At 69.8% G+C, this 13,794-nt stretch carries 10 protein-coding genes, 1 tRNA gene and 1 pseudogene; 9 read left to right on the forward strand and 3 right to left on the reverse strand.

Annotated elements, in window-relative coordinates; translation table 11 throughout:
- Positions 1 to 6 precede the first annotated feature (6 nt).
- A pseudogene (locus CGL27_RS36790) lies at positions 7 to 441 on the forward strand (aldehyde dehydrogenase); the annotation flags it as partial.
- 141 nt (positions 442 to 582) lie between these two features.
- Positions 583 to 667 (forward strand) — tRNA-Leu (locus CGL27_RS36795).
- Here the strand turns inward: CGL27_RS36795 and CGL27_RS36800 are convergent.
- The 3 genes from CGL27_RS36800 to CGL27_RS36810 all read right to left on the reverse strand — a co-directional run bounded on the left by CGL27_RS36800 (position 632) and on the right by CGL27_RS36810 (position 4,278).
- Complete coding sequence (locus tag CGL27_RS36800; protein ID WP_119992031.1) at positions 632 to 2,317, reverse strand: recombinase family protein; 1,686 nt, start codon at positions 2,315 to 2,317, stop codon at positions 632 to 634. The two genes, CGL27_RS36795 and CGL27_RS36800, sit on opposite strands and share 36 nt — an antisense overlap.
- Before the next feature lie 333 nt (positions 2,318 to 2,650).
- Positions 2,651 to 3,592 carry a DNA methyltransferase gene (locus CGL27_RS36805; protein ID WP_119994740.1) on the reverse strand — a complete coding sequence of 314 codons (942 nt, stop codon included), beginning with the start codon at positions 3,590 to 3,592 and terminating at the stop codon, positions 2,651 to 2,653.
- Between the two features lie 17 nt (positions 3,593 to 3,609).
- Complete coding sequence (locus tag CGL27_RS36810) at positions 3,610 to 4,278, reverse strand: hypothetical protein (protein WP_119992032.1); 669 nt, start codon at positions 4,276 to 4,278, stop codon at positions 3,610 to 3,612.
- A 467-nt stretch (positions 4,279 to 4,745) separates the two neighbouring features.
- On the opposite strand from CGL27_RS36810, the gene CGL27_RS50385 reads away from it, so the two are divergent.
- The 7 genes from CGL27_RS50385 to CGL27_RS36840 all read left to right on the forward strand — a co-directional run bounded on the left by CGL27_RS50385 (position 4,746) and on the right by CGL27_RS36840 (position 13,761).
- Positions 4,746 to 4,886: a hypothetical protein gene (locus tag CGL27_RS50385; protein WP_162502100.1), complete on the forward strand. Its 141-nt coding sequence runs from the start codon at positions 4,746 to 4,748 to the stop codon at positions 4,884 to 4,886.
- A gap of 258 nt (positions 4,887 to 5,144) precedes the next feature.
- Positions 5,145 to 5,921: a hypothetical protein gene (locus CGL27_RS36815; protein ID WP_119992033.1), complete on the forward strand. Its 777-nt coding sequence runs from the start codon at positions 5,145 to 5,147 to the stop codon at positions 5,919 to 5,921.
- Positions 5,922 to 6,247: 326 nt separating this feature from the next.
- A complete protein-coding gene (locus CGL27_RS36820; RefSeq protein ID WP_119992034.1) occupies positions 6,248 to 6,625 on the forward strand; it encodes a pilin in 378 nt (125 codons plus the stop codon).
- Positions 6,626 to 7,011: 386 nt separating this feature from the next.
- Positions 7,012 to 8,193 (forward strand): hypothetical protein, encoded by a 1,182-nt coding sequence (locus tag CGL27_RS36825; RefSeq protein ID WP_240450758.1) that lies wholly within the window; start codon positions 7,012 to 7,014, stop codon positions 8,191 to 8,193.
- A gap of 368 nt (positions 8,194 to 8,561) precedes the next feature.
- Positions 8,562 to 9,509: a PrgI family protein gene (locus CGL27_RS36830; RefSeq protein WP_119994741.1), complete on the forward strand. Its 948-nt coding sequence runs from the start codon at positions 8,562 to 8,564 to the stop codon at positions 9,507 to 9,509.
- A 56-nt stretch (positions 9,510 to 9,565) separates the two neighbouring features.
- On the forward strand, positions 9,566 to 11,365 hold the full coding sequence (locus tag CGL27_RS36835) for an ATP-binding protein (protein ID WP_240451041.1): 1,800 nt from the start codon (positions 9,566 to 9,568) through the stop codon (positions 11,363 to 11,365).
- Positions 11,353 to 13,761 (forward strand): type IV secretion system DNA-binding domain-containing protein, encoded by a 2,409-nt coding sequence (locus CGL27_RS36840; protein WP_119992036.1) that lies wholly within the window; start codon positions 11,353 to 11,355, stop codon positions 13,759 to 13,761. The genes CGL27_RS36835 and CGL27_RS36840 overlap by 13 nt, the downstream gene beginning before the upstream one ends.
- The last annotated feature ends 33 nt before the right edge of the window (positions 13,762 to 13,794 follow it).

Below are 13,794 nucleotides of genomic sequence, written 5' to 3' on the forward strand. Positions count from 1 at the left end.
CGTACGGACCGCCTCTCCCTCTACCTCCCGGCGGTACGCGCCATCCGCATGGGCCCACCCCCTGGCCGTGGAGCACCCTTCCGACCAGCTCCCCGACCTCGACTTCGGCCCCCTGAGCAACGCGGCCAAGGCCAAGGAGCCGGCCGACCAGGTCGCCGAGGCCATCGACCGCGGCGCCGTCCCCCTCCACCACGGCGACCTCGTCGCCACCCTCTCCTGCGACGACCCCGCCACCTACGCCCGGCTGGCCCCCAGATCCGCGCCTTCGAGACCGGCCACGGCACGCCCCGCTCCCGCGGCGACCGCGACGAACTCTTCGGCGGCTTCGGCGCCTCCTGGCGCGGCGCCTTCGTCGTCGGCGACCTCCTGATCCGCGCCGTCACCGAGGGCCCACACCCCGAGAGCCTCCCCGGCAACTTCCCCGACTACCACCTGATGCCCAACAAGTCACCCTCCGTGGTCACCCCCGGTGTCCCTCCAGGTCGGCGCGGGGGTGGGCGCCCGGCATACGCAGGTGAAACGCACTCCGAAACCTTGGTATCGTGGTCCATGTCGCCGCGGCCGACCGCGGAGACACACCTGGTCCGGGTGGCGGAATGGCAGACGCGCTAGCTTGAGGTGCTAGTGCCCTTTATCGGGCGTGGGGGTTCAAGTCCCCCCTCGGACACGTTCTTACGTACACGGATGATGCGGGTTGTGACTCAACGGTCACGACCCGCTTCTTCATGTTGTAGGTGAGCGTGAGGCCGAAAGCCTGGTAGAGAGGGGCTTTGCGGTCGGCGGGGGCGGTGACAAGCCGGTCGGTGAGGTCACCGAGGTCTCTGATCATGCCGTGGATCTGTTCGTCGGTGAGGACGGTGCGCCGGGCTGCGCCGGCGGTGATGAGCTGTTGCTGTGCGGCGGCTTTGTCGGCCTCGGCCTGGCCGATCCAGTTGGCGACGGTTGCGGGGCTGGCTCCGGCGTCGAGTGCGGCGCGGTATTGGTTCAGTCGCCGGTCGCAGTCGGTGATGGTGCGGCGGGCTGCCTCGAGGCCGGGCAAGGGGGTGGCTGCTGTCCGCTGGGATCGCTGCATGGCCTGTAGCGCGGTCTTCAGCTGTCCGGGGGCGAAGACCTGTGCGATCCACCGGTCGAGTTCCGGGAGGATGACGGCTTCCCGGATGTAGACGGTGAGCGGGTGGTCGAGGGGGCTGCTCTTGGCGTATTCGTACGGGTAGCGGCAGCGGTAGTGGGGGTGGCCGTGGTTGAAGGTGCCCTGCATCTTGCGGTCGCACAGGGAGCAGCGGATGAGTCCGCGCAGGGCGTAGGTGCGTGGTGTGGTGCGGGGGCTGCGTTCTGCGGGGTGGTGCTGGCGGCGGTCGTGTCTCCTGGCTTGAGCGCGGGTGAAGGTGGTCTTGCTGACAAGGGGTTCGTGGACGGGTTGGGTAGACCAGATCCACTGGTCGGGGGTGTTCCAGGTCTGTTGGGTGCGGTGCCCCAGAGTGACATCGTCGATGTCGAGGAGGACTTCCTGCTTGCGTTGTTTGTTCCATACTTCGTGGCCGGTGTAGCGGGGGTTGGTGAGGATGGCGCGGACGGCATTCTTGGACCAGGCGCGGCCGTCGCGGTGCGGATTGCGGGCGCGGTCGTGGGCCGAGGGGCAGGGGATGTTGTCGCGGGTCAAGCCTTCGGCGAGGGCGTATAGGCCGGTTCCGCGAAGGTACTCGGTGAAGATGCGGACCACGATGGGCGCGGTTTGGGGGTCGGGTTCGAGACGGTGGAGGCGTTTGCCGTCTGCGGCCTTGGCCGGGTTGGGGTGTGGGCCGGCGTCGGTGAGCCGGTAGCCGTATGGGGGTCTGCCGCCGAGGAATCGGCCCTCGATCTTGGCTTGAGAGCCCATGGCGGTGCGAACACGGATCTTGACGCGATTGCGTTCGCCTTTGCTCATGCCGCCGAAGACGGACATGACGAGGTCGTGGGCTTCGTTGTCGGGGTCGATCGGCCCGCCGATTTCGGGGACCCACAAGGGGACGTTGAAGTGGGTGAACAGGGGGAAGGTGTTGCCGAACTGGTTGCCGTAAAAGGTGCGCTGGGGTTCGCCGATCACGACCGCGTCGAAGCCGCGATGGGGGTCACGCAGGGCTGTCAGGAGGGCCGCGGCCTGGGGGCGGCGTTTCCACGGCAGCGCACGGGAGTGTCCGGCGTCGAAGTATTCGGCGACGATTTCGCCTCCGGCGGGTTCGATGAGGGCGCGGGCGCGGGTGAGCTGCCAGTTGCGGGAGGTCTCCGGGTCCTGGAGGTCCTCGGTGGAGCAGCGTCCGGCGAAGGCGAAACGGGGCATGGGCCGTCTTCCTTGGGATCGCTTGGTGTGCACGGTGGACGGTGGTCGTCCGTCGTACCTCTGGCTCGGCCCGGAGGGCCAGCCGTCCACCGTGTCTTCGCCCGGTCGTGGGTGGTCAGCCGCTGTGATGAACGGTGCGGCGGTGTTGGTACTCGTCCTGGATGAAGGCCAGCAGCGCTTTGGCGGCATGCTGGGTGAGCGGCACAGGACCGGGCGGGAGGATCACGGTCACCTCGGGCGACTCATCCGCTTCCTGGGCCTGGCGCACTGCTGCTGGGGAGCTTGGGGCGGTAGCGGCTGGTGTCATGGCATGCCCGCTTCGTGTGCGCGCGTTCACAGCCTTGTCTTCCGATGGGATCGGGGGTAGCGGCAGCGTTCGGTCCCGGCTTGCCGCTCGCGGCGGGCGCACAGCGGCCGGGAGGCGGCTGAGGGCTTCTCGGGGCGGGTGAAGATGAGGACGTCTTCGTGTCGTACGAGGTGGAGGGGGATTCCTTGGCGGCGGGCGTCGCGGACGTTCTTCAGCTGGAAGAACGAGGGACGGGCAATCAGCCGGCCGTCGCGGATGCCGGCGAGGAGAGCGACACAGCGCTCCGCTGGGATGAGCCCGGCGGCTTGTCCGGTGGCCAGGACGGCGGAGGGTAGATCGATGAGTTCGCCGTGGGTGCGCCAGGGCCGGGTGGTGACGACGACGGTACCGCCCGGGCGCAGTACGGCTCGGCATTGGGTGAGGATTTTGGAGAAGCCGTCCAGGAGTTGGTCGGTGGAGACGTGGGCGAGGTTGTGCGGGTCGCGGCCGTATCGGTAGTCCGTTTTGACCACGCCGCGCTCGCCGGTTTCGCTCGTGCAGTGGACCCGGCCATGGGCTGATCGTCCGTATGGCGGTGAGGTGACCACCAGCGCGACCTTGCCGTGAAGGTCGGCGTCGACCAACTGGGTGAGTTGTCGGGCGTCGCCGCACACCACCCGGCCGCTGCACTGTTCAACGTGCCGGATGCTGTGGGCGACGTTGGCCCGGGCGATCCGGGCCCAGCGGGACTCGTACTCGACCCCGAGGGCGTGGCGGTGGTGGCGGATGGCCTCGACCAGGGTGGTGCCGATGCCGCACATCGGGTCCAAAACCAGCTCACCTGGCTTGGTGTAGGTGCGGATGGCGTGGGCGGCGATCGCGGGCAGCATCTTGGCGGGGTGCGCGTTCGAGCCGGACACGTAGCGGTCGGCGCGCTGGGCGGGGGCGGATGTGGGTGCGGTGTTCCACACCGATTCGCGGTCGGACATGGCGTCGTGCCCTTCGGTCATGCGCTGTTGATCGCGGACAGCACGAGGAGATCGGAGTGGATGAGTCCGGGCGGTGCGCCCTCGGGCGTGGTGGGCGTGATGCGGTCGCCGTCGGGGTGTCCGTGGATGATGACGATGTGCTGGAGGTAGCGAAAGCCGGCGGTTCGGGCGGAGGCGATGAGGGATCCGAGCGGGTCGGTCAGGCGTCCGGCGTCGCGGCGCTGTCTGGTGGCGAGGAGCAAGACGCCGTTACGGAAGAGGAGGCGATGGGCTCGGTGGAAGAAACCGGACCAGCCGTTCTCCATCGCGCCCGGCATCTGGTCACAGGCGGGGACCGGTTCGTCATCGGGGGCGGGGAGGGTGTCGGGGTGCAGTTCCGCGAGCACTACCGGGGCCGTGCGGGCGCTTCTCCCGTCTTCGTGGGGAGCCAGGTAGGTGACGCGGGCGCGGGCGTCCATGCCCGGTTCGGTGTCGCGAATGTGGATCTTGATCAGGCGCGCGGGTGGGCGGCCGGGTCGGTGCGTGAACTCGGCGCGGATCTTGTCCAACGCCCAGCCGGGCAGCACCTCGCCGGGGGTAGAGATCCCGCTCGGGTTGTTCGAGTCAGGGGCCCACACGGTGGTCGGCAGAGGGCGGGATGCGCCGGGGCGGCTGGTGGTGGTGCGGTGGTGGTCGGACTTCGTCATCGGCTGGTGGCGCCCGGGAACGGGGATCCGGCCGTCTGGTGCTGACGTGATCAATAGAGATTCAGGCTGCGGGCCTTTGCCACTGTCTGCGGTTCAGCTTCTGTCATGCGCCCCGGCCGTTCCGAAGGGATCGAACGCGCCGTGGCCGAATGGTCCGTCTGAATTCGCAGGTGGGCGCGGGTGCGAGCCGGTCGCGAGCCATGAGCGGGCCATCATGGGCGGGCCCGCGCATGGAGGGTCGCTGCTGAAGTTTGAGCGCATGCTGGCGACGGCCGACCACCCTTTGTGCCCATGTGTGGCCAGGACTCGGACCACTTCCGCGTGTCAGGTGTGACGCAGAACACACGGGTCCTGTTGTGAACCCGCGTAATGGCTCCGGTCCTGCGGCTTCTCTCTCGTCACCAAGCGCCGTCGGAAGCGCGGGCGTGCCGTCACCTCGGGAGGGGCCTCTACTCATGCACGGTCAGATGGATCAGCGCATGGCGCTGTTGCTGCTGACGGGCAGCGTCACTGTGTACGTCGCCTTTGAGCATCCTTCGTTCGGTACGGCCCTCTTGGTCGGAGTGGGCGTGGTGACGCTGCTGCATCTTCTCCTCAAAGATCGCTGATCCACCGCAAGCGGTCATGTGCCTGCAGATCCCGAGTGCGGACGCCAATTCAAGATTCTTCATGTTCGATTCCTGTCGGCTCTGTGCGGGCTTTGGTCCTGTTCACTGCCGCCGAGCCGGAGGTGGGCCATCGCACATGGCGGTCCATGGGGCGGTGTGTTGTCCGGTGGTGGTGCGCGGGTGGGGCGGTGGTGGCGCGGTGGGGTGAAAGGGCTGGCGGCGGAAGTTGTCCGAACCTCTTCTCGCAGGAGTCGCGCCATGCATCACCGCCCCGTACACCGCCCGCACACTGCCCGGCTCTCGCCGCTGGAGGAGCTGGAGCAGTCCTTCCTCGCGCTCGCCCGTACCGCCACGCCACTGACCATGCCCGCACACCTGGTGTGTGACGACCCGTCGGAGGATGTGTGGCCGGTCGACCGGATTCGTATCCGGCTGGCGCACCCCAGCACCCGGCCCGAGCTGCGGGCACGCACGTGGAATGAGGTCGTGCGTCGCGCGCACGAGCTCGGCGAGCCGTGGCCGGTGGTGGCCGTGGCCATGACGGTTCCGGTGCTGCGCCGGATGCTGTCCCGCCTGGCCCGCCCAGCTCATCTGGAGCGTCAGGAAGTCGAGCAGGAAGCTCTCGCCGCGGTAGCTGTCGCCCTTGCGGGGGTGGATGCGGGTGATCCGGGGGTGGACCGGGAGCTGTTCGCGGCTGCGGACCGCGCGGTTCACCGCCTGGTCTACGCGGCTCGTCGCCGCGGGGAGCGGGAGGCGGGTGAGCCGATGGTCCATCTGGGTCGCCTGCGTGCCCGCGCAACCGTCGAGGACCTGGAGGGCTTGACGGTGTCGGATGAGTACCAGGTGTTGGCTCGTGCGGTGCGGGCCCGGGTGGTGGACGTGGCCGAGGCGCAGCTGATCGCCCGCACGCGGCTGCAGGGCGAGTCGATGGGGGCGCTTGCCTGTGAGCGTGGGGTGAGTATGCGTCAGATGTACCGGCATCGCACCGCCGCCGAACAGCGCCTGGCTTCTCACCTGCGTCATCGGGCCCGGTAGGGAGCCATGCGGGGGACGTCCGGGGCCGGGGCGTCAACGCTCGGGCCCCGGATTCTCTATCGATGGGCAGACGAGGGCTTCTTCTGATTCTCCTGGATCGGCAGGAGCCCTCGGGCCTGGCGGGAGCTGTTTGTGTATCGCTTCTGCGCTGTCGGGCCGTGTGTTGGGTGGGGTGGGCGCTCCGTCTCGTGCTGACACCCCGAGAGCCATCCGGTAGCCGCCGAAGGAGGCCGGCCCCGGGCGAAGGATCCGGCTCACCCCGCCCATGCCTGTCGTCCGTGCGTTTTCTGTCTGTCTGTTCTCGTGCCTGATGGAGGTGCCCTGTCATGCTCAGCCGCTTCCGTCTGCGATCGGCCGCCGCACGTCAGTTGGTGCGCTGTGGGCTCCGGCTGGTGTTCACCACCCCTGTGACCGCTGTTTTGCTGTTGGCGGATCCGCCCGTGGTGTGGGCGGTGGCCACGATCCCGGAGGTCATTTCCAATCTGCGGGATGAGGTTGTCGGCCTGCTTGCCGGGCTTGCCACGCTCTTCCTCACCTTCGGTGGCCTGCGCTACCTCATGGCCGGGGGTGACCCGGGAGAGATTGAAGCGTCCAAGCGGGCGCTGAAGGCCGCGGCGATCGGCTACGGGCTGGCGATCCTCGCCCCGGTGCTGGTGGCCTTGTTGAAGCAGATCGTGGGCGTGGACGACGGCGGCGGGCAATGACCAGCACCCGCCGCCGTTTTCTCTCTGTCCTGCTCCTGGCACCCGCTGCCCTCCTCGTCGGCGCTGGGCCGTTCACCGGGTCGCCCGCGCAGGCAGTCGCGCTCCCCACTGCGGTCTTCCCGGAACGTGCTGTACCGGTCGATCCAGAACCGCGTCCTCAGCCCGGACCCGCGACAAGCGCTCCCGAGCCTCGAGCGGGTCCTACTCGGCCTGAGGCCACGCCCGGGCCGAGTCCGGCTCCTGGCGGTCCGTCTCATAAGCCCTCACAGCGGCCGAGGCTGGAGCCGGCTCCCGGGCTGACGCCTCCTGCCTGCGAGGTCACCAGCGGTGACTGCTCCCCGGCGGGCTGGGGCCTGGGCGGTTTCCTCGACGTCCCGGGGATGATCGTGAACGCGATCACCTCGTTCCTGGGAATGATCGTCGAGCAGATCATGAAGCCACTGCGGGAACTGCTCGCCGACACCCTCCTCGCCACGCCCGACGTCACCCGGCACGCCGACCTGAAACGGCTATGGACCGGGTCGATGGGCATCACAGCCGGGATCTATGTGCTGTTCGTGACCGCGGGCGGGATCACGGTGATGGGATACGAGACCGTCCAGACCCGGTATGCGCTCAAACAGATCGCCCCGCGCCTGCTGATCGGGATGATCGCCTCGGCGACCTCGCTGACCGTGATGGGCAAGGCCATCGCCCTGGGTAATGCGCTCTCCCACGCGATCCTGGGCATCGACATGGCCGACGCCGGGCAAGGCTTGGTCGAACGAGCTCTGCCCTTCTCCCTGTTCGGCGCTCCCGGGCTCAAGATCTACCTGCTGATCGCGTCGATCGTCATGATCGTGCTGATCCTGGCTGTGCTGATCGGCTTCGTCGTACGGGTCGCCGTCATGGCTCTGCTCGCCGTCTCCGGCCCCTTGGCACTGGCCTGTCATGCCCACCCGCTCACCGACCCGGTAGCCCGGCTGTGGTGGCGCGGGCTCGCCGGGTGCCTAGTCATTCAGATCGCGCAGTCGATGACGTTCATCGTCGCGCTCAAGCTGTTCTTCGCACCCGGCGCAACCGCACTGGGGATTCCGTACTCGGACCAGCTGGGCACGATGCTGGCCGGGCTCGCCTTGTTCTGGGTGCTGTTCAAGATCCCGGGCTGGACGATGCAGGTCGTCTTCCGCGCCACGCCGATCCACAACCCCCACGCCCCCACCGCCGTACGCCTCCTGCGGACCCTGGCCCTGTACCGGCTCATGGACCGCTACCTCCCCGGCACATCCCTGCTGCGCCGCGGCCCTGGCGGAGGTGGCCGGCCCGGTAGCGGGGGCGGACATCCCGGCCGTGGCGGCGGACGTCCACCACGACCGGGGCCACAGCCAGGCTCGCCACTGGGCCGCGGGTGGCTCGGCACTGGCTCGGCTGCGGCGGCGGGCAGAGCGCCCGGTTCGGGGCCCGGAACAGCCACTGGCTCTCCTACGCCCGGCAGCCCTTCGGGCCTGTGGGCACGGGCACGGCCCGAGCCCCAGCGGTCGGCTCGGCAACGGCGCCCACGCTCCCGAGGGGGCCGGCGGGCCGTCTGAGTACCGGCTCGCGAGTGGCCTCACCTGGTACTTCTGAGCAGAAGGGTCCCCACACCGTGGTCCATCCCGCACAGGCACGCCGCAAGCGGCAGCTGACGTTGCCCGTGGCCGCGCAGCGCGTCTCCTCCCGTACGCCGCGGCCGGTCCAGACCTGGTTGCCGATCCGGGCCGAACGCGTCCCGCGACCGCACACCGCGGCCAGCGGCTCGGCCTCCCCCTCGTCCGCACGACCGTCGGCCAGCCGGCCCGTTCCGCGTATGGCCTCGCGGCAGATGGTGCTGCGGATTCCGGCCGAGCGGGTGCGTGCCCGGCCCGCACGCCCGGTGCAGTTGCGGCTTCCTCTCGAACCGCCCCGGAGGTGAGTGTTCATGACAGATGTGTACGACGATGGTGTCGCTACGACCCGGATTCCGGCGGATATCGCGCGCCCGGACCGCGTGCTGGGCCCGCTCACCGCGCGGCAGACCGCCATCCTGGCCGGGTGCGTACTGGTGTTGTACGGCGGGTACTGGCTCGCGCGGCCGTTCATGCCGCCGCTGACGTATCTGGTGATGGTGGTGCCCGTGGCCGGAGCTGTCACCGCGGTCGCGGTGGGCGGCCGAGAAGGCATCGGCCTGGACCGGTTTCTTCTGGCCGCCCTCGCTCACATCCGTGTCCCCAAGCGGCGGGTGCATGCTCCGGAAGGCGTACCCGCCCTGCCTGAGGTCGTGAACAAGGAAATGGGCAAGGCAGCAGGACCGATGCCAGTGCCGGTGCGGATGCCATATCGCGGTGTCGGCCCGGTGGGCGCAGTGGATCTGGCCGAGCAGGGACAGGCGGCGCTGGGGGTCTGCTCGCCGGTCAACTTCGACCTGCACAGCGGTGCCGAGCAGCAGGGCCTGGTCGCGGGGTTCGGAGGCTGGCTCAACTCCCTGACCGGCCCGACCCAGCTCCTGCTCCGCTGTCACCGCACCGACCTCGCGCCTCTGGTGGACCAGCTCCACCACAGTGCCCCGGCCTTGCCGCACCCGGCGCTGGAGCGGGCGGCCCGCGCGCACGCCGACTACCTTGCCCATCTCGCCGGGACCATGGACCTGCTGACCCGCCAGATCGTCCTTGTCGCACGGGAAGAGACACCGCCGCGCCGAGCCCGGCCTTCTGCCTGCAGCGGACGAGCCATCCAGCGCCTCCAGGAAGCGACTCGCGGGCTCGCTCCCGCCGGTATCAGCGTCACCCCACTCGACCAAGAGCAGACCACCGCGCTGATCACCACCGCCTGCAACCCCGATGCCCCTACACCGCCGCTCGATACGGAAGCGCAAGGAGACGAGACGTGATCCGATGTCCCCGAAACCGGCGCCGGGCGGACCATGAGGTCGTCCGTGCCGGAGAGCTGTTGCAGCCTGCGGGCCCGGAGGCGCTTGAGGTGCATGCCCGCACCCTCGCGATCGGGGGCCACCTGGCCTCCACTATGGCCGTGACCGGCTACCCGGCTGAGGTCAGCCCCGGCTGGCTGGCGCCCCTCCTCGCCTTCCCCGGGCACTTAGACATCGCGCTCCACATCGAACCGGTCCCCAATCTCGTGGCGGCGGCCGGTCTGAAGAAGCAGCGTGCCCGGCTGGAATCCGGCCGGCGGGGCGCATTCGACAAGGGGCACTTGGACAATCCGGAGGTCGAGGCTGCCGCCGCGGATGCGGCCGATCTCGCCTACCGGATCGCCCGTGGTGAGGGAAAGCTTTTCCACGTGGGCCTGTACATGACTGTCCACGCCGCGGACGAGGAGACCTTGGCCGAGCAGGTCGCCGCCGTCAAAGCGGTCGCGGAGTCACTGCTGATGACGGTCGCACCAACGACCTACCGGGCGTTGCCCGGCTGGCTGGCCACCCTGCCCTTGGGCATCGACACGCTGAAGATCCGCCGAACCTTCGACACCGCGGCGCTCGCCGCCTGCTACCCCTTCGCCAGCCCCGAGCTACCCGCTCCCGCCGATGCTGCTGGAGCCGGGGCCGGAGCGGGGTCGCAGGTGCTGTACGGGCTGAACGCTGTCTCTGGCGCGCCGGTGTTGTGGGACCGCTTCGGATGCGACAACTACAACTCGGTCACCCTCGCCCGTTCCGGGGCCGGCAAGTCGTACCTGGCCAAGCTGGAGCTGTTGCGGCTGCTGTTCACCGGGGTCACCGCCTCCGTCGTCGACCCGGAGAACGAGTACGTACGCCTGGCCGAGACTGTCGGCGGCACCGTGGTCGCGCTCGGTGCCGACGGCGTGCGCCTCAACCCCTTCGACCTCACCTGTCATGGCGAGGCCGGCGGTGAGGATGTCCTGACGCGACGTGTGCTGTTCCTGCACCGCTTCCTGGCTGTGCTCTTCGGCGCCGAGGTGAAGGGCGCGGAGGAAGCGGTGCTCGACCGGGCGCTCCTGGCCACCTACGCCCGGGCGGGGATCACGGCGGATGCCCGGACCTGGAGCCGGACCCCGCCGGTACTCGCCGACCTCGCCGAGGTTCTGGACGAGGACGGGAGTGAGGTGGCTGCGGGGCTGGTGGAGCGGCTGGCGCCGTATGTCACCGGTTCGCATGCGTGCGTCTTCAACGGCCACAGCACGGCGAGCACCGCGGGTCATCTGGTGGTCTTCGCGCTGCGGCAGTTGCCGGAGGAGGTGAAGGCTCCGGCGATGCTGCTGGCGCTGGATGCGATCTGGCGCCAGGTCACCGATGCGGGCCGGGGCGGCAAGCATCTGGTGATCGTGGACGAGGCGTGGCTGCTGATGCGTGACGAGGCGGGGGCGCGCTTTTTGTTCCGGATGGCCAAGGCCGCTCGCAAAAACTGGACGGGGCTGGCCGTCATCACTCAGGACGCAGATGACGTCCTCGGCTCGCCGCTGGGGAGAGCGGTGGTCGCGAATGCTGCGACCCAGATTCTGCTCCGGCAGGCCCCACAGGCGATCGACACCATCAGCGCCTCGTTCCGGCTCTCCCATGGTGAGCGGGAGTTCCTGCTGTCCGCCGGGAGGGGCGAGGCGTTGCTGCTGGCCGGGGAACGCCGCAAGGTCGCGCTGATCTCCGTGGCCGCCCCGGGGGAGCACGAGATCATTACCACCAACCCCGGGGAACTCGCAGCCCAGCAGTGGGCCGAGGACACCGATCCCGACCTCGCTGTCGTCCACGATCTCGGCGAAGAGACGTGGAACCAGTGACCGTCACCGCGCTCGTCACCGGCCCGGTACCCCGTGGTCCGGTGGTGGACTTCCTGACCGACCCCGCTGCCTTCTGGACCTCCATCGCCCGAACCGTTCTCGGCTGGGCCGTCCCGTACATGCCCGTGCTCGTGCCGGTCGCGACGGCGGCCGTCGTGTGTGTCACCACTGCCTGCGGCCGGATGCGGCGGCGTCGCCAGCGGCGCTTCGCCGACGAGGCACGCTGCGTCGAAATCCTCGCTCCGCCCCAGATCCCCGCCAAGGGGGGTGACGTGTTGTGGGCGCAGCTGGCGGGTTTGCTGCGGCCGTGGTGGCGACGCCTGGCCGATGGCCAGCCGCATCTGGGGTTCGAGTACGCGTGGTCGCCGACGGGACTGGGGATCCGGTTGTGGGTGCCGGGGACAGTGCCGCTGGGGCTGGTGCGGCGGGCGGTGGAGGCGGCCTGGCCCGGAGCCCACACCCGCGTCCAGGAACCACCGGAGCTCATCCCGCCTGGCCATGTGGTGACGGCGGGGCGGCTGCGTCCGGCCCGGCCACAGGTGCTGCCGCTGCGCACCGAGCACGCGGCTGACCCGCTCCGGGCGCTGTTGCAGGCAGCGACCGGTATGAGCGAGGGTGAGACCGCGCTTGTGCAGATCCTCGTCCGCCCGGCAACCGGCGCCGCTGTGCGGCGGGCCCGCCGCTCCGCGCGGCGGTTGAAGGCGGGAGGCTCGGCCCCTCGGCTGCCCGCGCTCGGCGCGCTCCTGCTGCACCGGCCGCAGCCGGTACTGGCCCGGCGCCAGGATGTCGAGCACGGTGCCGCGGTCCGTCAGTCCGCCGCCAAACTCACCGGCCCCCAATGGCAGGCAGCCATCACGTACGCCGCCACCTGCACACGTGAGGAGGAGCGTGCGCGGGATGTGGTGCGGGGGCGTGCGCACGCGCTGGCCTCCGCGTTCGGCCTGTACGCGGAACTCAACTGGCTCGCCCGCACCCGGCTCGCCCGCCCCGAACGATGGCTGGAGGGGCGGGTCTTCCCGCAGCGTGCGGCGCTGCTGTCGGTTCCGGAACTGGCGGCCCTGGCCCATCTGCCCCTCGACGCGGACGCCCCGGGGGTGCGGCGTGCGGGGGCACGTTCGGTCCTCCCACCACCCACGGTCCCGGAGCCCACCCCTGGTGCCGGGGTCAAGCCGCTGGGCCGCTCCGACACGGGCGCCCGTCGCCCGGTGGGTCTCGCGGTCGCGGACGCCCGCCACCACATTCATCTGATGGGCGCCACTGGTTCCGGCAAGTCCACCTTGGTCGCTCACCTCGTTCTCGACGATGTCCGCAATCATCGGGGCGCGATCGTCATCGATCCCAAGGGTGATCTTGTCATCGACCTCCTGCACCGCTTGCCCGACACCTGCGCCGACCGCCTGGTCCTCATCGACCCGGACGACTCTCACGCCCCACCGTGCCTGAACGTGCTGGACGGGGCCGACATCGACGTGGTCGTCGACAACCTCACCGGCATCTTCCGCCGCATTTTCACCGCCTTCTGGGGCCCGAGGACCGACGACGTCATGCGTGCCGCCTGCCTGACCCTGCTCAAACACCGGGCCCACAGCGGCCAGCTCGTCACCCTTGCCGACGTTCCCCGGCTCCTGGGCGAGCCTGCCTACCGCCTGCGCCTGATCCCCACCATCAAAGACCCCGTCCTCCGCGGGTTCTGGGCCTGGTACGAGTCCATGTCCGAGCCCTCCCGCGCGGCCGTGGTCGGCCCGGTGATGAACAAGCTGCGCGCCTTCCTGCTGCGTGACTTCGCCCGCCGCGCCATCTCCGCCGGCCCCTCCACCTTCGACCTCGCCCAGGTCCTCGACGGCGGCATCCTCCTCGCACGCCTCCCCAAGGGCGCGCTCGGTGAGGAGACCGCGCGGCTGCTGGGCTCCTTTATCGTCGCCGGCACCTGGCAAGCGGCCTCCGCGCGCGCCCGCACCCCCGAACGCCAGCGCATCGACGCGTCCCTGTACGTGGACGAGGCGCACAACTTCCTTACCCTGCCCTACCCGCTGGAGGACATGCTCGCCGAAGCCCGCGGCTACCGGCTGTCCATGGCACTGGCCCACCAGCACCTCGCCCAACTCCCACGCGACCTGCGCGAGGGCATCTCCGCCAACGCCCGCAACAAGATCTTCTTCAACGCATCCCCGGAAGACGCCACCGCCCTGGAACGCCACACCCTCCCCACCCTCGCCGCACACGACCTCGCTCACCTCGGCCCCTACCAAGCCGCCGCACACCTGCTCACCGCCGGCGCCGAATCCCCGGCCTTCACCCTCACCACCCGGCCCCTCCCACCCCCCGCCCCCGGCCGCGCATCCGATCTCCGCACCGTCGCAGCGGCCCGCGCCCACACCCGGACCACCCGCCCCTGACCACCGAATCCGCCCCCCCACGCGTCCCCTTTC

This window comes from Streptomyces sp. 11-1-2 (genome assembly GCF_003595545.1).
Lineage (GTDB): Bacteria > Actinomycetota > Actinomycetes > Streptomycetales > Streptomycetaceae > Streptomyces > Streptomyces hygroscopicus_B.

Coding starts and splice junctions, on each gene's coding strand:
- CGL27_RS36800 (WP_119992031.1), bottom strand. CDS start 2,317: ATGCCCCGTTTCGCCTTCGCCGGACGCTGCTCCACCGAGGACCTCCAG.
- CGL27_RS36805 (WP_119994740.1), bottom strand. CDS start 3,592: ATGTCCGACCGCGAATCGGTGTGGAACACCGCACCCACATCCGCCCCC.
- CGL27_RS36810 (WP_119992032.1), bottom strand. CDS start 4,278: ATGACGAAGTCCGACCACCACCGCACCACCACCAGCCGCCCCGGCGCA.
- CGL27_RS50385 (WP_162502100.1), top strand. CDS start 4,746: ATGGATCAGCGCATGGCGCTGTTGCTGCTGACGGGCAGCGTCACTGTG.
- CGL27_RS36815 (WP_119992033.1), top strand. CDS start 5,145: ATGCATCACCGCCCCGTACACCGCCCGCACACTGCCCGGCTCTCGCCG.
- CGL27_RS36820 (WP_119992034.1), top strand. CDS start 6,248: ATGCTCAGCCGCTTCCGTCTGCGATCGGCCGCCGCACGTCAGTTGGTG.
- CGL27_RS36830 (WP_119994741.1), top strand. CDS start 8,562: ATGACAGATGTGTACGACGATGGTGTCGCTACGACCCGGATTCCGGCG.